The following is an 18855-nucleotide window of genomic DNA, read 5'->3' on the forward strand; positions in this document are numbered from 1 at the left end:
GGTGGTGTCAGCGCTGGTTGGCGATGACCGCCATGACCAGCACGGCGGTGAACCCCATGAAGGGCAGGCACAGCAGCGCATGCAGCCACTTGTGCTCCACCAGCACCGCCACGTATTCGCGCAGGAAGGCGCTGGGCAGGTAGTACCTGGCGGTGGGGGCACCCACCACCTCGGCGTCGATCCGCAGCCTGCGGGCCAGCAGGGCCGCGCGCAGCACGTGGTAGTTGTTGGTCACCGCCAGCAGCGGGCCGCTGCGGCCTGACTCCGCAAACAGCTCCGAGGAGAGCAGCAGGTTTTCCTCGGTGTTCACTGACTTGCCCTCCACCATGACATCCCCCGGAGCCGCCCCGGCGGCCACCAGGTACTCGCCCATGGCAACTCCCTCGGGGCGCGGCTCGTCGTGTCCCTGCCCGCCGGAGGGAATCAGCAGCGGCCTCGGCGAGGTGTCGCGGTAGATCTGCAGGGCCCTGTCCAGGCGGCTGCGCAGCAGCGGGGGAACTTCGCCGTCGATCAGCCGGGAGCCCAGCACCACGATTCCCTGCGGCGTTTCGCGGAACGGCATGCGCCCGTAGGCGATGGCGTACGCCAGGAACACGACGAACACCACGCCGAAGTAGCTGCACAGGAAAAAGAGCAGCGCCGCCAGCCCGATTGCCAGGGGGCTGAGCGTGAGCACCAGGGCCACCGCCAGGATCGGCAGGGCAATCAGCAGCAGGCCCAGCAGCAGGGAGACCATGTTGCCCAATCGCCTGCCCTCGGAGCGGAACATCACCACGCCGTTGTGGATCAGGGCGGCGGCCAGCGCCAGCACTGCCAACGGGGCCACGGCCAGCAAGGCCAGGAAAACATAGGACGCACCGGGAACCCAGCGTGAAACCAGGTTGCCCGCCTCGAGCAGCAGCAGATAGCAGGCGGCCACCAGGACCACGCCGTTGCGCAGCATCCGGCGATCCCGGCGGCGCAGGTAGAAGTACAGGGCAAAGAGCAGAAGGGCCGGGATCAACGTCACCACTTGAGACTATCAACCGGATAGCAGCACCGGGCCATCGCGCTCCGGCGCCGGCACCCACTCGAGGGCCGGGGGACGCTTAGCGGTGACCAGGGGTCCTTCGGCGAACGCCATGGCGCACGCATGGCAGGGGCGAGCCGTTGAGGGCCCGGCTAGTTGGCCCGGGCGAGCTGGCGGACCGCCAGCCAGCGGTTGGAGAGCCTGCGGTAGGAGGCCGCGGCCCCGGTCATGTCGGATTCGGCCAGCGACTCGATGCCCAGGCGCAGGTCGTGCGGGGAATCATCCGGCCACACCAAGGTGGCAATGCGCCCGTAGTCGAGTTCAACCACCGATTCCTTGTCGAAGAGCTGCAGCCATTCGCTCAGGGCCGCGAGCTCGTCGAGCAAGTCCATCTCCGGCGCGTGGATCGCCAGGGTGGCCGCGGCATAGCGGACGCGGTCCAGGGCCTGGTGCAGCGGGGTGTAGATCCGGCTGGAGAGCAATTCCTCCCCGTCCTCGATGACATCCACCTCGTCGTCCTCGTGCACCAGGATCAACCAGCCGAAGGGGATGCCCCAGGTCGCGGTGCGGGTGTGCAGGTGGGCCAGGTCGTCGGTGAAGCGCTGCCGGTCCACGCGCGCGGCGTTGGCCGCCCGGGCGGCGCTGGGCACCAGCAATTCCAGCAGCTGCGGGCGCATGGAACCGTCGAGCTGTTCCGAGGCCAGGATGGTGCGCGTGGCCAGCTGGTCCGGGCAGTACAGGGTGTTGACGGCGCCGTCCCAGGAGGTGGTGACAAGCCTGCGGAAGACCTCGGTGTGGTGGTGCGGGAACGGGTCGGAGGCCGGGCGGGTCAGTCGCGCCAGCGCCGCGGCCGCGCTGGCATCCTCCAGTGCCTCGCGGTTCACCCGGCCGGTGGCCACGGCCACCAGCTGGTCGGCATCCGAAAAGGCACGCAGGGGCTCGAAGACGCGCAGGTAGGAGGTCGGCGGGAGGGCTCGCCGACTGGAACCACTTGCCTGCGCCATGGCCTAGTCCAGCTCCACGATCACCGGGACGTGGTCCGAGGCGCCCTTGCCCTTGCGTTCCTCGCGGTCGATCTGCGCGTCGACGACACGCGCGGCCAGCGCGGGGGAGGCCAGGGTGAAGTCGATCCGCATGCCCTCGTTCTTCGGGAAGCGCAGCTGCGTGTAGTCCCAGTAGGTGTAGGTCTTGGGGGTGTCGGTGCGCGGGCGGACCACGTCGACGAACCCGGTCTCCAGGAAAGCCTCGAAGGCGGCACGCTCCGGGGCCGAGACATGGGTGAGGTTGTTCTCGTGGAAGAAGCCGATGTCCCAGACGTCCTCGTCGCGCGGGGCGATGTTGAAATCGCCCATCAAGGCGACCTGCGCCTCGGGGTCCTGCCCGAGCCAGCCCGCCGCCTGCTTGTTCAGCGTGTCGAGCCAGGAGAGCTTGTAGGGCATGTGCTCGTCGTCCAAGGCGCGGCCGTTGGGCACGTACAGGCTCCAGATGCGCACCCCGCCGCAGGTGGCGCCGATGGCGCGGGCCTCCTGCACGGGGTCCTTGCCCCCCTTGCCGAAGGCCGGCTGCTCCACGAAGGTGCGTTCGACGTCTTCAAGGCCCACGCGGGAGGCGATGGCCACGCCGTTCCACTGGCTGAATCCGAAGTGGGCCACCTCGTAGTCGTTGTTCTCGAACAGTTCCCAGGGGAAGTTCTCGTCCTTGCACTTGGTTTCCTGGATGGCCAGGACGTCGACGTCGCTGCGGCGCAGCCAGTCCTCGACGCGGTCGGCACGGGCACGGAGGGAGTTCACATTCCAAGTAGCAATCTTCACCCTCCCAACCTATCAACTTCGGTGCACTCGGTCAGGTTTGGGAACCAGCAATCGGCGGGGCGCCCCGCCCCTAGCAATTTAGTAGGAAGTCCGAGTATATTTTTGGGTACAGGGCGTGGTGCGCATCACAGGACGTTGCCGCGTTTTTCGCAAGTTCTTGCCGAAGGAGCATCAATCACATGACTCGTGAACTGACCCACTACGTGGGCGGCGCCCACGTCGCCGGAACCTCCGGGCGTTTCTCCGACGTGTACAACCCCTCCACCGGGGCCGTGCAATCGAAGCTTCCGCTGGCCTCGGCCGACGAGGTACGCGCCGCGATCGCCGTGGCCGAGGCGGCCCAGGTCGAATGGGGACAGGTGAACCCGCAACGCCGGGCCCGCATCCTGAACAAGTTTGTCGAGCTCGTCTACGCGAACATGGACGAGCTGGCAGCACTGCTGACCAGCGAGCACGGCAAGACCTTCCCCGACTCCAAGGGTGACATCCAGCGCGGGCTCGAGGTCATCGAGTTCTGCGCCGCGGCCCCGTCCCTGCTCAAGGGCGAATTCTCCGACAGCGCCGGAGCCGGCATCGACGTGCACTCGATGCGCCAGCCCCTGGGCGTGATCGCCGGAATCACCCCGTTCAACTTCCCGGCCATGATCCCGCTGTGGAAGGCCGGACCGGCACTGGCCTCGGGCAACTCCTACATCCTCAAGCCCTCCGAGCGCGACCCCTCCGTGCCGCTGCGCCTGGCCGAGCTCTTCACCGAGGCCGGCCTGCCCGACGGGGTGTTCAACGTCGTCAACGGCGACAAGGAGGCGGTGGACACGCTGCTCGAGGACCCGCGCGTGAAGGCCATCGGGTTCACCGGATCCACCCCGATCGCCCAGAGCATCTATGCCTCCGCCGCCGCGCACGGCAAGCGCGCCCAGTGCTTCGGCGGGGCCAAGAACCACCTGGTGATCATGCCGGACGCGGACCTGGAAATGGTTGCCGACGCCCTCATGGGCGCGGGCTTCGGGTCCGCCGGCGAACGCTGCATGGCCATCTCCGTGGCCATCCCGGTCGGCGAGGCCACGGCCGATGCCCTGGTCTCCAAGCTGAAGGAGCGCATCGGGAAGCTGAAGGTCGGCGACGGCATGGACGAGAGCGCCGACTTCGGCCCGGTCGTGGCCCAAAGCGCCAAGGAACGCATCGAAGACTACATCCAGGTCGGCGTGGACGAAGGCGCCTCGCTGCTGATCGACGGCCGCGGGCTGAACGTGGCCGGGCACGAGGACGGCTTCTGGGTCGGTCCCACGCTCTTTGACAACGTCACCGAGGACATGAGGATCTACCAGGAGGAGATCTTCGGGCCGGTGCTCTGCGTGGTGCGCGCCAAGGACTACGAGGAGGCGCTGCGCCTGCCCAGCGAGCACCGGTACGGCAACGGCGTGTCCATCTTCACCCGGGACGGGGACACCGCGCGGAACTTCTCCTCGCGCGTGCAGGTCGGCATGGTCGGGGTCAACGTGCCGATCCCGGTGCCGATCGCCTACTACACCTTCGGCGGCTGGAAGGCCTCCGGGTTCGGGGACCTGAGCGAGCACGGGTCCGACGGCTTCCGCTTCTGCACCAAGACCAAGACCGTCACCACACGCTGGCCCTCGGGCATCCGCCAGGGTGCCAGCTTCGTGATGCCGGAGGGCAGCTAGTCCCATGGCCGAACCCGAAGTCCTCTTTGAGGTGCGCGGCACCCTGGGCGTGATCACGCTGAACCGGCCGCGGGCGGTCAATGCCCTGACGGCCTTCATGGCCGAGGCCATGCTCGAGACCCTTACCGACTGGGCGCAGGACCCGGCGGTGGACCAGGTGCTGGTGCGCGGGGCCGGGGAGCGCGGGCTGTGCGCCGGAGGCGACATCGTGGCGATCCACCGCGACATCGCCTCCGGCGGCACGCAGACCGCGGGCTTCTGGGCGACCGAATACCGGCTCAACTCCCTGATCAACGCCTATCCCAAGCCCTACATCGCCTACATGGACGGGCTGGTCCTGGGCGGCGGCGTGGGCATCTCCGCCCACGGCAGCCACCGGCTGGTCACCACCCGGACACGCAGCGGCATGCCGGAAACCACCATCGGATTCGTCCCGGATGTCGGGGGCACCTACCTGCTCTCCCGCGCCCCGGGGCAGACCGGCACCCACGCAGCCCTGACCGGGGAGCACCTGGGCGCCGCCGAGGTGCTCTACCTGGGACTGGCCGATCACCTGATCGACTTCAACCGTGCGGAGGAACTCTTCAGTGCCCTGGAGCAAGCCCCTGTCGCTGATCTCCTGCCCGGCTTCATCCTGCCGGCCCCCGCCTCCCAGCTGGAATCCTGGCGCCCCTGGCTCGATGTCGCCTACGGGCACGACGAAGTCGAAGCCATTGTTGCCGCACTGGCGGTCCTGGCAGACGCGGGCAACGAGGAAGCCCGGATGTCGGTGGAGACGCTGGCGAAGAAATCGCCGACGGCGCTGAAGCTGACCCTGGCCTCGCTGCGCCGGGCCGGGGAGTTGGCAACCCTCGAAGAGGCCCTGGAGCAGGAGTACCGGGTGGGGCTGCGCGCCCTGGCCTCCCGCGATTTCCCCGAGGGCATCCGCGCCCAGGTCATCGACAAGGACTACGCCCCGGCGTGGAACCCCGCCACCCTGGCCGAGGTGGACCGGGAGCTGGTGGAAGCCAGCTTTGCCCCCCTGGGGAGCCGCGAACTCAAACTGAACCCACGCGTGCCGAGCGACACGACGATGACCGGAGGAAGAACATGAGCGAGAAAACACCCGCCTCCGCGGGCAAGATAGCATTCCTGGGACTCGGGCACATGGGCGAACCCATGGCGGTGAACCTCATCAAGGCCGGATTCGACGTCGCTGGCTTCGACGTGGTTCCCGCGGCCGTGGACGCCGCCACCGCCGCCGGGGTGCCCTGCGCCGCCAGCGCCGCCGAGGCCGCCACCGGTGCGGCCATCGTGTTGACGATGTTCCCCTCCGGCGACATCCTGCTCGACGCCTACCGCGGCGTCGGGGAACCCGGCCTGCTCGAGGTCGCCGGGCCCGACACCCTGTTCCTGGACTGCTCCACCATCGACGTGGCCCAGGCCCGCGAGGCCGCGGAGCTCGCGCTGTCCGCCGGGCACCGCTCCGCCGACGCCCCGGTCTCCGGCGGAGTGGTCGGAGCCGAGGCCGGGACGCTGACCTTCATGATCGGTGCCGAGGCCCCCGACCTGGAACAGATCACCCCGCTGCTGCAGGTTATGGGCAAGAAACTGGTGCATTGCGGCGGGCACGGGGCCGGCCAGGCCGCGAAGATCTGCAACAACATGCTGCTGGGCATCTCCATGATCGGCGCGGCCGAGGCCTTCGTCCTTGGCGAGAAGCTCGGGCTGACCCACCAGGCGCTCTTCGACGTGATCTCCACGGCCTCGGGCCAATGCTGGTCGGTCACCACCAACTGCCCGGTCCCCGGCCCGGTGCCGGCCTCCCCGGCGAACCGCGACTACGTTCCCGGGTTTGCCGGGGCGTTGATGGCCAAGGACCTGGGCCTGGCGCTGAACGCGCTCGAGCATGCGGGGGTCGCCGCGCAACTGGGCCCGCTCGCCGCGCAGATCTACCGCAGGTTCGCCGACGAGGGCGGGGCCGGACGCGACTTCTCCGGCATCATCACCGACATCAGGGACGGCTCGCAAGGCTAGCCGGGCACGTTCGCCGGCGGGGCCCCACGGCCCGCAGCCGACACGGAAGGGAGCTGCGATGACCATCTTCACCTGTTCGACCTGCGCCATCGAACACCCGGACACCGCCCTGCCGCCGGAGCGCTGTGCGATCTGCGAGGACGAACGCCAGTGGGTCCCAGCCACCGGCCAGGCCTGGACCACCCGCGACGAGCTCGAAGCCGCCGGCCACCGGCTTGTGGTCAAGGAACTGGAACCCGGCCTCCACGCCGTCACCACGACGCCGCGCCTGGGGATCGGGCAGCGCGGGCTGTTGGTGAACACGCCCGGCGGGAACCTGCTCTTCGAACCGCCCGGCTTCATCGACGCGGCCGGAGCGGCGCGCATCGAGGAACTCGGCGGGGTGGCGGCCATCGCCTCGAGCCACCCGCACCTGACCGGTTCCTCGATCCAGTACAGCCACCGCTTCGGCCATGCCCCGGTCTACGTGGCGCGGGCCGACGAACCATGGATCCGGCGGCCCGATCCGGCCATCAAGCTCTGGGAGCGAAGCATCGAGCTGCTGCCCGGGCTGGTGATGCACCAATGCGGAGGCCACTTTGCCGGCAGTTCGGTAGTGCACTGGCCGGCCGGCCAGGCCGGCGCCGGGGTGCTGATCACCGGGGACACCATCGCCGTGGGCGGGGACAGGAAATCGGCAAACGCCATGCGCAGCTACGTCAACAACATCCCGCTGCCGGCGAGCACCATCGAGCGGATCCTGGACACCGTGATGCCGCTGGAATTCGAGCGGCTGTACAGCGCCTTCGGGGTTTTGGAGTCCGACGCCCGTACCACCGTCGAACGCACGCTGCGTCGCTACATCGCGTGGGTGCGCGGGGAAATGCCCGAATAGGACGCCATCAACCAACCCGGGCCGATCAACCATATGGTCGATGTGCACGGGCACGGGAAAACGGAGGATTGGAGATAAGAAGGGGGAGGTTGCCGCCGGCAAGATCCCCGCTCCATCCACTGAAAGCGAACCCCGCCCGTGTTTCTTGCCATCCGCGACATCCGCTTCGCCAAGGGCCGCTTCGCCCTCATGGGGTCGGTGGTTGCCCTCATCACGCTGTTGCTGGTCATGCTCTCCGGGCTCACCGCGGGACTGGGCAACCAATCCACCTCCGCGCTGAAAAACCTCGGCAGCGAATCCCGGCCCGTCGACACCATCGCCTTCGGTGCCGCCAGCGGCAACGACCCCAAGGCCTCCTTCACCGAAAGCCAGGTCACTGCCGACCAGGTGCGCGCCTGGGGCAACCGCCCCGGCGTCGCCTCGGCGCAGGCGCTCGGCATCACCCAGACCCGCCTGACCGGATCCGCGGCCGGCTCCGAGACCAGCACCGGCACCACCAATGTCGCGGTCTTCGGCCTCCCGGACGGCAGCGAGTTGGCGCCGCTGCCCCTCGAGGCCGGGAAGGTCGTCATCGGCGACTCGGTCGCCAAGGACCTCTCCCTGCGCATCGGCGACACCATCTCCATGGCCGGGGTGGACCTGGTGGTCGGCGGGATCGCCGCCGACAACTGGTACTCGCACACCTCGGTCCTCTACACGGACCTGGATTCGTGGGCCAAGCTCGCGCACCTGGGCCAGGGCACGCAGGTCGGAACCGTCATCGCCGTCACCAACCAGGACGGCGCCACCGTGGACACGGATGGCGCAAATGCCGCAGCGGCCACCGTCAGCACCACCCGCACCGGCTCCTACGCGGCGCTGGGCTCCTACAAGAGCGAGAACGGCTCGCTGCTGATGATGCAGGGCTTCCTCTACGGCATCTCGGCCCTGGTGATCCTGGCCTTCCTCACGGTCTGGACCGTGCAGCGCACCCGCGACATCGCGGTGCTCAAGGCCCTGGGTGGGTCGGGCGGCTACGTGCTGAAGGACGCCATCACCCAGGCCATCATCGTGCTGCTGCTCGGCGCCGGGATCGGCGGAGGCATCGGAATCCTCGGCGGCACCTTCGCCGCCAAGGCCGCACCCTTCCTGCTGACCCCCGCTACCACGCTGCTGCCCATCGCCGGGGTCGTGCTGCTCGGCCTGGCCGGGGCCGCGCTCGCCGTCTCCCGCGTCACCAAGGTCGACGCGCTCATTGCCCTCGGCGGCAACTAGCACCGCGCAGCCCCGGCACCGCCCACCAACGTTTCCCCTGAATCTCCCGCGCAAAGGAATCCCATGACCACCCCAGAACCAACCCGGCCTGCCGCAACCACCACCATGCCCCTGCAACTGATCGACCTGACCCTTCAATACCCGGATGGCCAGGGCACCATCAAGGCGCTGGACTCGGTGAACCTGGGTGTGGGAGGCGGACAGATGCTCTCGCTGATCGGCCCCTCGGGCTCCGGCAAGTCCTCGCTGCTGGCCGTCGCCGCAACCCTGATCCGTCCCACCAGCGGGCTGGTCATTATCGACGGCACCACCGCCAGCGACCTTAACGACACTGAAATGACCACGCTGCGCCGCGAGAAGGTGGGCATCATCTTCCAGCAGCCCAACCTGCTGGCCTCGCTGACCGCCCTCGAGCAGCTGATGATCTCCGACCACCTGCGCGGCAAGCCCCTGAAGCCCGCCAAGGCCCGTGCCCTGGAACTGCTTGAAGTCGTGGGGCTGGAAGACAGCGCCACGAAGCGCCCGCACCAGCTCTCCGGCGGACAGCGCCAGCGCGTGAACATTGCCCGTGCCCTGATGGGCTCCCCGAAGGTGCTGCTGGTCGACGAGCCCACCGCGGCGCTGGACCATGCACGCAGCGAATCGATCGTGCGGCTGCTGGCCGAGGTGACCCGCGAATTCTCGGTTGCGACGGTCATGGTCACGCACGACACCGAATTCATCTCGCTCACCGATTCGGTGGCCACCATGCGCGACGGCGTGCTGGGCGCCTCCGAGCTCGTCGGTGTCTAGGCGCGGGAGAGCCTTCGACCCCCCGTCAATGCGGGGACGCGAACGAGGAGCAAGGGGCAATCCTGCTTACTCGGGGCCGGGAGCCTCCGACGCAAAGTCCCCGGCATCCCGGCGGAACTTGGAGAAGATCCTGATCAAGGTGGAGATGTCCCGGTCCGAAAAACCCGAGTCGGCGAAGACCGTGGCGTTCAGTTCCCTCGTGGCGGCAGCGGCCAGCTCGCGGCCCTGAGGGGACAGAGCGATGAGCGTGGTGCGCTTGTCGGTGGGGTGCTTGGTGCGGGCCACCAGCCCGGCGCGCTCCAGACGGTCCACGGCGTTGGTCACGGAAGTGGCATGGACCTGGAGCAGCGCGCTGGCCCTGTTCATGGCCAGCGCGCCGTCGCGGGTGAAGCTGAGCAGGGCGAGCATCTCGTAGCGGGCGAAGGTGAGTCCGAAGGGCTTGAGCACCGTTTCGGCGCGCTGCAAAAGGATCTGTTGCGTCCGCATCAGGGCGGTGATCGCCGCCATGGGCTCGGCGACGTCCTGCCACCCGTGGCGTTCCCAATTGCGTTGCGCTTCCAAGATCGGGTCGCGCGATAGTGGCTGGCTCAATTTTCCCTCCGGATAGAACTCGTGCCCCAGCATATCCAAGCCCACGTGGGGATCAGGATTTCAGGGACGGGAAATCGTCGTCGCGGTACTCGAGGCCCTGGGTCTCAAGGCCGCCGGAGTCTTCGTGGCGTGCCACTTCGTTGCGCCGCAGCTCCACCCGGCGGATCTTCCCGGAGATGGTCTTGGGAAGATCGGCGAACTCCAGGCGGCGGATCCGCTTGTAGGGTGCCAGGTTTTCCCGGCAATGGCGCAGGATGCTTTCCGCCAGTTCCGCCGAGGGCGCGTACCCCTCGGCGGCGACAACGAACGCCTTGGGGACGGAGAGCCGCAGCGCATCGGGGGACGGGACCACCGCTGCCTCGGCCACCGCGGGGTGCTGGATCAGCACCGACTCGAGCTCGAAGGGGCTGAGCCTGTAGTCGCTGGACTTGAATACGTCATCCCCGCGCCCCACATAGGTGATGACGCCCTGTTCATCCATCTCGGCCATGTCCCCGGTGTGGTAAACGCCGTCGCGGAAGGCCTCCGCGGTCTTTTCCGCGTCCCCGTAGTACGACTTCATCAGCCCCAGCGGGCGCGGATCCAGCCGCAGGCAGATTTCCCCCTCGCTGCCGGCTTCCCCCGTGGCGGGGTCGATGAGGACCACGTCGTAGCCGGGCATGGGGCGGCCCATGGCGCCGATCTTGATCGGCAGCCCCGGTGGGTTGGCGATCTGCACGGTGGTTTCGGTTTGCCCGAAACCGTCGCGGATCGTTTGCCCCCAGGCGCGGTTGACCTGGTCGATGACCTCGGCGTTCAGCGGCTCGCCGGCCGAGACGAGCTTGGCGGGAGGGTTCTTCAGTGCCGTGAGGTCGGCTTGGATGAGCAGGCGCCACACCGTGGGAGGCGCACAGAAGCTCGTGACGGATTCGGCGTCCATCTGGGCCATGAGCGCCTTGGCGTCGAAGCGGTCGTAGTTGTAGAGGAAGACGGTCGCCTCGGCGATCCAGGGGGCGAAGAAGTTGCTCCAGGCGTGCTTGGCCCAGCCAGGGGACGCGACATTCAGGTGCACGTCCCCTGGTTCCAGCCCGATCCAGAACATCGTGCTCAGGTGGCCGACCGGATAGGAGGTGTGGGTGTGCTCAACCAGCTTGGCCTTGGAGGTGGTGCCGGAGGTGAAATACAGCAGCAGGGTTTCGTCGGCCCGGGTGGGAACCTCGGGAACGAATTCCGTCGGGTGACCGGAGCTTTCGGTGTAGTCGAGGGCGCCGGACGGTGCGTTGCCATCGACGTGGATGACCGTGAAGGTGCCGGTGAGCTTGCCGAATTTTTGGGTGTCCCCGGTTCCGGCCAATGCCCAGCGTGCCTCGCCGCGATCGACCCGGTCCTGCAGGTCCGCGGGGGTCATTTGCGTGGTGGTGGGGATCATGACCATGCCGAGCTTGATGCCGGCGAGCATGATTTCCCAGAGTTCCACGCGGTTCCCCAGCATGACGATCATCTTTTCGCCGCGCTTCATACCGATCGAGCGCATCCAGTTGGCGACCTGGCCTGAGCGGGCCGAGAGCTCGGCCCAGGTGCGGCGGGTCGAGGAGCCGTCCTTCTCGACAATGACCAGGGCATTGGAGTCGACACGGGCGGGATCCCTGGCGACCGCATCGAACCAGTCGAGACCGAAGTTGAACTCGGTGAACTCCGGCCAGCGGAACTCCGCCAGGGCGCCGGCGTAGTCGGTGCGCAGCTCCAGGAGCCGATCGCGGGCCGCACGGAATTCTTCGGTTACGGTCATTGCCGTCCTTTCGTCGGGCCCCAATTAGTAGGAAGCCCTAGTGATTCGGATCACTTGCAAATATACTTTGATATCCAAGCGTTTGGAAGGGCTTGCAAACATCGAGCCAACCATTTCACCGGACCAGGAGTAACCCCTCTCATGCCACTGAGCGAGACCTGCACATCACTCACCGAAACCGGCCACGAGCCGTACGCCAAGGAGCTGCCGTTTCCCGATGTGGACTTGATGCACATTTGGCAGCTGCTGGAACCGGGCGAACGAACCCGCTTGCGGGGCATCCGCGCCTTCCTGCAGGAACGGGTGCGTCCCGAATCCCTCGACTACTGGAACCGCGAGGAATTCCCGCACCACCTGCTGCGCGAGATGGCCGAATACGGCCTTGGGGGAATCGAACTTGAAGGCAGCAGCGAACTGTTCAAGGGACTTGTGTACGTCGAGGCCGCCCGCGCGGATGTTTCACTCTCGGCCCTGATCGGCATCCACAACGAATTGATCGTCGGCATGATCGAGGCATTGGGGTCGCCGGAGCAAAAAACGACCTGGCTGCCCGCACTGGCCCGTTTCAGCGCGCTGGGCGCCTTCGCCCTGACCGAGCCCGACCACGGTTCGGACATCGCCGGGGGACTGTCCACCACCGCCACCCGCGAGGGCGATGAATGGGTCATCAGCGGCGCCAAGCGCTGGATCGGTGCGGCCTCCATGGCGGACTTTTCCCTGGTCTGGGCCAGGGACACCACGGACAACGAGATCAAGGCCTTCATCGTCGAATCGGACCGCCCCGGGTTCAGCACCACCAAGATCAGCAACAAGATCGGCCTGCGGATCATGCAGAACGCCGACATCACGCTGGACTCGGTGCGGGTGCCCGAAGGCAACAGGCTTCCGGGGGCCAAGAACTTCGCTGCGGCCAACGAACTGCTGAAGCATTCGCGGGCCTGGGTCGGCTGGCAGGCGGCCGGCGTGCAACTGGGGATTTTCGACATCGCGCGCGACTATGCGCTGGCGCGCACGCAGTTCGGATCGCCCATTGCCGGGTTCCAACTGGTGCAGCTGCCGCTGGCGGAAATCCTGGGCAACGCCATGGCCAGCCTTTCCCTCATGGCGGACGTGGCAAGGATCCAGGGAACCGGGCAACTCGAAATGGTCCAGGCCGCCATGGCGAAGTCGACCACCACCCGCCTGGCCCGCGAATCGGCAGCCAAGGGCCGCGCGCTGCTGGGAGGCAACGGCGTCACCAGCGACTACGAGATGGCCAAGCTCTTCGGGGACGTGGAGATCCTCTACACCTACGAAGGAACCTACGAGATCAATTCATTGATCGTTGGCCGGGCCGTCACCGGACACTCGGCGTTCGTCAACCCACACTGACGAAGGCGGTAGCCGACCCCGGGGTGATCTCGGTCCGGCCGGCATCATGGATCACCGGACCGCCTGCCGCGCGGGCGTTCTTCCGGAATGCCTTGGCGTCCAGCCGCTGGATCGACAACGGGCAGCCGGAGTCCCGCCAGGCGTCCAGCTCCTCCGGGTTTCCCTCCAGGACCCAGGCGAACAGGGCGTGGGCCGCCTGGGCGGCGGCCTTCCCGGTGCTCATCCCCAGCGAATCGTTCAGCGCAATGCGCACCGTCGTGGAATCCATCGGCTCGCCCGGCGGCAGCGTGGTTCCCGAGACCTGGAGCTTGGCCAGGCGCTTGGGCAGCGAGTCGGCCTGCATCGGGGCAAACCCCATGGCCCGAGCGGACCCGACCTCGGCCATGACATGGGCAGGGAACTCACCGGCAACCTTGGCAAACATCTTGGCGTCCGCCCGGCGGACGCTCTTGGCAAAGGCGCCCTGCGCCCAGGGTCGCCAATACGGGTGTCGGGGATTGGCCAGCAGCGCGCTGACCGAGGCCAATGCCGCCACGGCAATGCCCTCGTCCTCCGGACAGGGTTCCTCGCGGTCCACCAGCAAGATGATTGGCTGGACCAGCTCGCCGGTTGGCTCCGGAAATTCTTCTGTCGGAGTTTCGGCCTCGGCGGGGTCGGGGCTCGATGCCGGGTCGTTCGCCGTGTTTTCCACTGGCTCAATCCGTTGCGAAGTCAAGGGTCGTCCTAGCTCTTCCACCACGAGTCAAGGCTGGTGACCGGGGTGGTGCGCTTGTGGCGCGAACGCAGGAACTTCGACTCGATGTTCTGCGCCGCGTCCTGGGGGATCTCGCGACCTTCAAGGTAGTCGTCGATGTTCTCGTAGGTGATGCCCAGCTCGTCCTCGTCGGTGCGCAGCGGCTGCCCGTCGAGCAGGTCTGCCGTGGGGACCTTTTCCCACAATTGCCGAGGCGAGCCCAGGTGCCGCAGCAACTCGCGGTTCTGCCGCTTGTTCAGTCCGAATAGCGGCAGGAGGTCCGCTCCGCCGTCCCCGAACTTCGTGAAGAAGCCGGTAACCGATTCGGCACCGTGGTCGGTGCCGATGACCAGCAGGTTGTCCTCGCCGGCAAGGGTGTACTGGGCGATCATGCGCATGCGCGCCTTGATGTTGCCCTTGTTGAAATCGGAGACGGGGGTGCCCACGGCCTTGTGGAAGGCGGATTCGAGGCCGTCGACTCCGGCCTTGACGTTGAAGGTCCGCTCGACGTCGGCGGCCACGAAGTCCAGGGCGGCTTGGGCATCGTCTTCGTCGAGCTGGGTGCCGTAGGGAAGCCGCACGGCCACGAACTTGGCATCGGTTCCCGCCGCGCGCAATTCCTCGGCGGCGAGCTGGGCCAGGCGCCCGGCCAGGGTGGAGTCCAGCCCTCCGGAAATGCCCAGCACAAACCCATGGGTGTGCGTGGCAACGAGGTACTCCTTGAGGAAATCAATGCGTGCACGGACCTCCGCGGCGGGATCGATCCGGGGCTTGACACCCATTTCCTTGATGATGACGGCCTGTAGTTCGCGCATGCCCCAAGCCTATCCCGTCCCCGCGACGAGGCCGCGGGGTGTTTACCTAGACATCGGCTGGAGGCTTGTCCGGATCCCAGCCGAGGTTCACGGCCATCTTCTTCAGGGATTCGACGGTGGTGGCGTACTCCTCGGTGCTGATTCCCGAGCTGGACTCCTCGCGCATCTCGTCGACGATCTCGGTCAGCCGGTCCAGCGACACCGCTCCGCGCTCGGTGAGCGTGAAGGTGTGCCCTTCTTCGGCAATCCAGCCCGACTCAACCAGCTCGGCCAGATGCTCGGACGGGCTGGTCGGCTCGTCCTCGGCCTGTGCCTCGCCGAAGAACGGGGCGAGGGCCGCGGTGAGCTCCCCGCCGGTGGCCGGTCCCAGCGAGAGGACATTGAGTAATTGCCATTGCCGGCGCGTGACGCCGTGCTCTTCGAGGGAGTTGGCGAACTGCTCGGAAATGAGCGAGTCAACCAATTTAAGCCAGTAACCCAAAGGGCGAGAATCGGTCATGTCCCCACCCTAACCCCGGGACCACCTGCCTGTCTGTAGCAGGATCGCGGCACCGCCGGTCCGGACGGGCCGCGGCGCGGACCTCACGGGCCAGGGGGCATGCGGGCATGGCGAACGCCGGAGGGCCGAACTCCAAACTAGAATTGGGTCCATGACCAACACTGCTGCCCGCGCACGCCTGCTCGAACTCATCAAGGAACTCGCCGTGGTCCACGGCAAGGTCATCCTTTCCTCCGGCAAGGAGGCCGACTACTACATCGATCTTCGCCGCATCACCCTGCACCACGAGGCCGCGCCGCTGGTCGGCCAGGTCATGCTCGACATGCTCGATGCGGCAGGCATCGACTTCACGAACGCCGGAGGCCTGACCATGGGCGCCGATCCGGTGGGCACCGCACTGATGCACGCCGCCGGACACAACGGACGTGCGATCGACGCGTTCGTGGTGCGCAAGGCACAGAAGTCCTACGGCATGGGCCGCCAGGTCGAGGGGCCCTCGGTCGAGGGCCGCAACGTCGTCGTTCTGGAAGACACCTCGACCACCGGCGGATCCGCGCTGGCCGCCGTCGAGGGCGTCCGCAAGGCCGGCGGCAACGTCGTTGCCGTGGCAGTGATCGTTGACCGCGACACCGGTTCCAAGGAGCGCATCGAGGCCGAGGCCGGGGTGCCGTACCTCTTCGCCTTCGGCAAGGACGAACTGGGGCTTTAAGGCCGTCCGGGCCGCCGGGCCAAAGCCACGCGTCCCGCGGGTTTCACCAAGGGTGGAAACCGCGGGACGCGTGGCTTAAGCCTAGGTCAGCACCGGATTGGGTGCCTTGGCGGGGCCGCCGCCCGTAAACGGGGAACCACGGGTGGACCACGGTGCTGGCGCGCCGCCCGAATCGGCGGCTGATTGCCGGTTTTCTTCTGCTATTCTTGCGATATCCACGGACCTCCCGGCGCATCTGCCCGCCGGTTGAAGATAACGGGTGGCGTTTATTATTACCGCTGTTGAGAACTGGAGCCCTAGATGCATTTGACCCCGCGTGAGCACGAAAAACTCATGGTGGTTGTTGCCGCCGATTTGGCGCGCCGCCGGCAATCCCGCGGACTGCTGCTCAACCACCCCGAGTCCGTCGCCATCATTACCTACGAACTCATTGAAGGTGCCCGGGACGGGCGCACGGTGGCCGACCTGATGAGCTACGGAACCACGATCCTGACCCGCGAGCAGGTCATGGAGGGGGTCGCCGACATGATTCCCGACGTGCAGGTCGAAGCGACCTTCCCCGACGGAACCAAGCTGGTCACCGTCCACAATCCGATTCGCTAGGCATAAGGGAGAGAAGACCATGAAACCGGGAGAATACATCCTGCGTGACGAGCCCGTGCTCTGCAATTCGGAGCTCGAAACCCGAATCCTGAACCTGGTCAACCACGGGGACCGCCCCATCCAGGTCGGATCGCACTACCACTTCGCCGAGGTCAACCCGCAGCTGGACCTGGACCGGGTCGCCGCTCGAGGCTTCCGCCTGGACATTCCCGCCGGCACCGCGGTGCGTTTCGAGCCCGGGGACGCCAAGACCGTCCACCTGGTCGAATTCGCCGGCCGCCGCCACGTCTACGGATTCCAGGACCGCGTGAACGGGCCGCTGGGCGAAACCATCCCCGCGGTCGAAACCGAGGCCATTGGCGGTTCCGCCGGCATCAACCCGGTGACCGAAGCGGAAATCATTTCCGACTACGACATCGACCTGCCGAACCTGGGCCGCGAATCGGTCGGCTTCCACACCGACTTCGGCGTCGACGATGTCGACGAATCCCTGCCGCCGCACCCCGACGAGGTGCGCCGCGCCACCGAAGAAAGCGAAAAGGCGGAAGCCGAGTCGGCTTCGAAGGACGAGACGAAGGAGGAAGACCAGGCATGAGCTTCGAGATGAGCCGCAAGCACTATGCGGAAATGTACGGTCCGACCACCGGGGACGCCATTCGCCTGGCAGACACCGAGCTGCTGGCCGAGATCGAGCACGATTACACCAACTACGGCGACGAGGTCGTCTTCGGCGGCGGCAAGGTCATCCGCGACGGCATGGGCCAAAACGGACAGCTGACCCGCGACCAGGACATCCCGGACACCGTCATCACCAACGTGGTGGTGCTGGACTACACCGGCATCTACAAGGCCGACGTGGCCCTGCGCGACGGGCACATCTTCAAGATCGGCAAGGCCGGCAACCCGGACATCACCAACGGGGTCAACATCACCATCGGTGCGGCCACCGACATCATTGCCGGCGAGCACAAGATCCTCACCGCCGGCGCGATCGACACCCACATCCACTTCGTGAGCCCCGACCAGATCCCGGTGGCGCTGGCCTCCGGCGTCACCACCATGATCGGCGGCGGCGCCGGGCCCTCCGACGCCTCCAAGGCGACCACCGTGACCCCCGGCCCGTGGCACATTGCCCGGATGCTGCAGGCCGTGGAAAACCTGCCGATGAACATCGGCTTCCTGGGCAAGGGCCATGCCAGCGCGCGAGCACCGCTGGCCGAGCAGATCAGGGCCGGAGCCATCGGCCTGAAGATCCACGAGGACTGGGGAGCAACCCATTCCTCGATCGACAACTCCCTGAAGATCGCCGACGAATTCGACGTGCAGATCGCCATCCACGCCGACACCCTGAATGAGTGCGGCTTCGTCGAGGACACCATTGCGGCCATCGACGGACGCGTCATCCACACCTTCCACACCGAGGGCGCGGGCGGCGGGCACGCACCTGACATCATCCGCATGGCGGGCCTGCCCAACGTGCTGCCGGCCTCCACCAACCCCACCCTGCCGTACACGAACAACACCGTGGACGAGCACCTGGACATGCTCATGGTGGCCCACCACCTCAACGCGGACATCCCCGAGGACGTGGCCTTTGCCGACTCGCGCATCCGCGCCGAGACCATCGCCGCGGAGGACGTCCTGCATGACTTGGGCGTGTTCTCCATGACCTCCTCCGATTCCCAGGCCATGGGCCGCGTCGGGGAGACGGTGCTGCGCACCTGGCAGGTCGCCGACGCCATGAAGCGCCAGCGCGGCAAGCTGGAGGGCGACCCGGAGGTCGGGGACAACTTCCGGATCAAGCGCTTCGTGGCGAAGTACACCATCAACCCGGCCATCGCCCACGGCATCGCCGATTCCATCGGCAGCATCGAGGAAGGCAAGTTCGCCGACCTGGTGCTCTGGGATCCCGCGTTCTTCGGCGTGAAGCCGGACATGGTGATCAAGGGCGGGTTGATCGTGCAGTCGCTGATGGGCGACGCGAACGGCTCGATCCCCACCCCGCAGCCGCGCACGCTGCGCGAGAACTTCGGTGCGCTGGGCACAGCGGTGCACCACTCCTCGATCACCTTCCTGTCCCAGGCCGCGATCGAGGAGGGCGTTCCCGAGCGCCTGCGGCTGCGCAAGGTCATCCGCCCGGTGTCGGGGATCCGCTCGCTGACCAAGGCAGACATGAAGTTCAACGGGGAAACCCCGGACATCCAGGTCGACCCGCAGACCTACCAGGTCACCGTCGACGGCGTGCTGGCCACCTGCGAGCCCTCCAGCGTGCTGCCCATGGCCCAGCGCTACTTCCTCTTCTAAACCGACGGCGAGAACAACCAAGGAGTT

At 67.0% G+C, this 18855-nt stretch carries 18 protein-coding genes and 1 pseudogene; 11 read left to right on the plus strand and 8 right to left on the minus strand.

Annotated elements, in window-relative coordinates; genetic code table 11:
• Window positions 1–7: 7 nt before the first annotated feature.
• The 3 genes from FPY90_RS15105 to FPY90_RS15115 form a co-directional block, all read right to left on the minus strand.
• A complete protein-coding gene (locus tag FPY90_RS15105) occupies window positions 8–1009 on the minus strand; it encodes a YdcF family protein (protein WP_139194813.1) in 1002 nt (333 codons plus the stop codon).
• 152 nt (window positions 1010–1161) lie between these two features.
• A complete protein-coding gene (locus tag FPY90_RS15110; RefSeq protein WP_071214596.1) occupies window positions 1162–2013 on the minus strand; it encodes a DUF8083 family protein in 852 nt (283 codons plus the stop codon).
• Window positions 2014–2016: 3 nt separating this feature from the next.
• Window positions 2017–2820, minus strand: coding sequence for an exodeoxyribonuclease III (locus tag FPY90_RS15115; RefSeq protein WP_071214597.1), 804 nt, complete (start codon window positions 2818–2820; stop codon window positions 2017–2019).
• 179 nt (window positions 2821–2999) lie between these two features.
• Here FPY90_RS15115 and FPY90_RS15120 point away from each other — a divergent pair, with 179 nt between their 5' ends.
• From FPY90_RS15120 to FPY90_RS15145, 6 genes are all read left to right on the plus strand, one after another.
• Complete coding sequence (locus tag FPY90_RS15120) at window positions 3000–4499, plus strand: CoA-acylating methylmalonate-semialdehyde dehydrogenase (protein ID WP_071214598.1); 1500 nt, start codon at window positions 3000–3002, stop codon at window positions 4497–4499.
• Window positions 4500–4503: 4 nt separating this feature from the next.
• Window positions 4504–5592 (plus strand): enoyl-CoA hydratase/isomerase family protein, encoded by a 1089-nt coding sequence (locus tag FPY90_RS15125; protein ID WP_071214599.1) that lies wholly within the window; start codon window positions 4504–4506, stop codon window positions 5590–5592.
• On the plus strand, window positions 5589–6515 hold the full coding sequence (gene mmsB, locus FPY90_RS15130; RefSeq protein WP_071214600.1) for a 3-hydroxyisobutyrate dehydrogenase: 927 nt from the start codon (window positions 5589–5591) through the stop codon (window positions 6513–6515). Before FPY90_RS15125 ends, mmsB begins: the two co-directional genes overlap by 4 nt.
• 58 nt (window positions 6516–6573) lie before the next feature.
• Complete coding sequence (locus FPY90_RS15135; RefSeq protein WP_071214601.1) at window positions 6574–7389, plus strand: MBL fold metallo-hydrolase; 816 nt, start codon at window positions 6574–6576, stop codon at window positions 7387–7389.
• Window positions 7390–7527: 138 nt separating this feature from the next.
• The gene (locus FPY90_RS15140; protein WP_498681861.1) at window positions 7528–8643 is read left to right on the plus strand and encodes an ABC transporter permease; all 1116 of its coding nucleotides are present in this window, start codon (window positions 7528–7530) and stop codon (window positions 8641–8643) included.
• Between the two features lie 63 nt (window positions 8644–8706).
• Window positions 8707–9435, plus strand: coding sequence for an ABC transporter ATP-binding protein (locus FPY90_RS15145; RefSeq protein ID WP_071214603.1), 729 nt, complete (start codon window positions 8707–8709; stop codon window positions 9433–9435).
• 66 nt (window positions 9436–9501) lie between these two features.
• Here FPY90_RS15145 and FPY90_RS15150 read toward each other — a convergent pair whose 3' ends face one another.
• Both FPY90_RS15150 and FPY90_RS15155 read right to left on the minus strand, forming a co-directional pair.
• On the minus strand, window positions 9502–10026 hold the full coding sequence (locus FPY90_RS15150; protein ID WP_139194814.1) for a MarR family winged helix-turn-helix transcriptional regulator: 525 nt from the start codon (window positions 10024–10026) through the stop codon (window positions 9502–9504).
• A 52-nt stretch (window positions 10027–10078) separates the two neighbouring features.
• Window positions 10079–11794, minus strand: a complete 1716-nt coding sequence (locus FPY90_RS15155) for an AMP-binding protein (RefSeq protein ID WP_071214605.1) — start codon at window positions 11792–11794, stop codon at window positions 10079–10081.
• Between the two features lie 228 nt (window positions 11795–12022).
• Between FPY90_RS15155 and FPY90_RS15160 the strand changes: the two genes are divergently transcribed.
• Window positions 12023–13165, plus strand: a complete 1143-nt coding sequence (locus FPY90_RS15160) for an acyl-CoA dehydrogenase family protein (RefSeq protein ID WP_286135365.1) — start codon at window positions 12023–12025, stop codon at window positions 13163–13165.
• Here the strand turns inward: FPY90_RS15160 and FPY90_RS15165 are convergent.
• From FPY90_RS15165 to FPY90_RS15175, 3 genes are read right to left on the minus strand one after another with little or no spacing between them, the layout of a single operon-like run.
• Complete coding sequence (locus tag FPY90_RS15165) at window positions 13152–13856, minus strand: peptidyl-tRNA hydrolase (RefSeq protein WP_071214606.1); 705 nt, start codon at window positions 13854–13856, stop codon at window positions 13152–13154. The two genes, FPY90_RS15160 and FPY90_RS15165, sit on opposite strands and share 14 nt — an antisense overlap.
• A 32-nt stretch (window positions 13857–13888) precedes the next feature.
• Window positions 13889–14713 (minus strand): NAD(+) synthase, encoded by an 825-nt coding sequence (gene nadE, locus FPY90_RS15170; RefSeq protein ID WP_071214607.1) that lies wholly within the window; start codon window positions 14711–14713, stop codon window positions 13889–13891.
• A 46-nt stretch (window positions 14714–14759) separates the two neighbouring features.
• Window positions 14760–15212, minus strand: a complete 453-nt coding sequence (locus FPY90_RS15175; RefSeq protein WP_071214608.1) for a MarR family winged helix-turn-helix transcriptional regulator — start codon at window positions 15210–15212, stop codon at window positions 14760–14762.
• Window positions 15213–15363: 151 nt separating this feature from the next.
• On the opposite strand from FPY90_RS15175, the gene pyrE reads away from it, so the two are divergent.
• The 4 genes and pseudogenes from pyrE to ureC all read left to right on the plus strand — a co-directional run bounded on the left by pyrE (window position 15364) and on the right by ureC (window position 18828).
• Window positions 15364–15921 carry an orotate phosphoribosyltransferase gene (gene pyrE, locus FPY90_RS15180; RefSeq protein WP_071214609.1) on the plus strand — a complete coding sequence of 186 codons (558 nt, stop codon included), beginning with the start codon at window positions 15364–15366 and terminating at the stop codon, window positions 15919–15921.
• 300 nt (window positions 15922–16221) lie between these two features.
• Window positions 16222–16524 carry an urease subunit gamma gene (locus FPY90_RS15185; RefSeq protein ID WP_071214610.1) on the plus strand — a complete coding sequence of 101 codons (303 nt, stop codon included), beginning with the start codon at window positions 16222–16224 and terminating at the stop codon, window positions 16522–16524.
• A 19-nt stretch (window positions 16525–16543) separates the two neighbouring features.
• Window positions 16544–16846 (plus strand): annotated as a pseudogene (locus tag FPY90_RS15190) (urease subunit beta); the annotation flags it as partial.
• 269 nt (window positions 16847–17115) lie between these two features.
• Window positions 17116–18828, plus strand: coding sequence for an urease subunit alpha (ureC, locus tag FPY90_RS15195; RefSeq protein ID WP_071214612.1), 1713 nt, complete (start codon window positions 17116–17118; stop codon window positions 18826–18828).
• Window positions 18829–18855 lie beyond the last annotated feature (27 nt).

The sequence above is a fragment of the Arthrobacter sp. C2 genome, assembly GCA_024207135.1.
Lineage (GTDB): Bacteria > Actinomycetota > Actinomycetes > Actinomycetales > Micrococcaceae > Paeniglutamicibacter.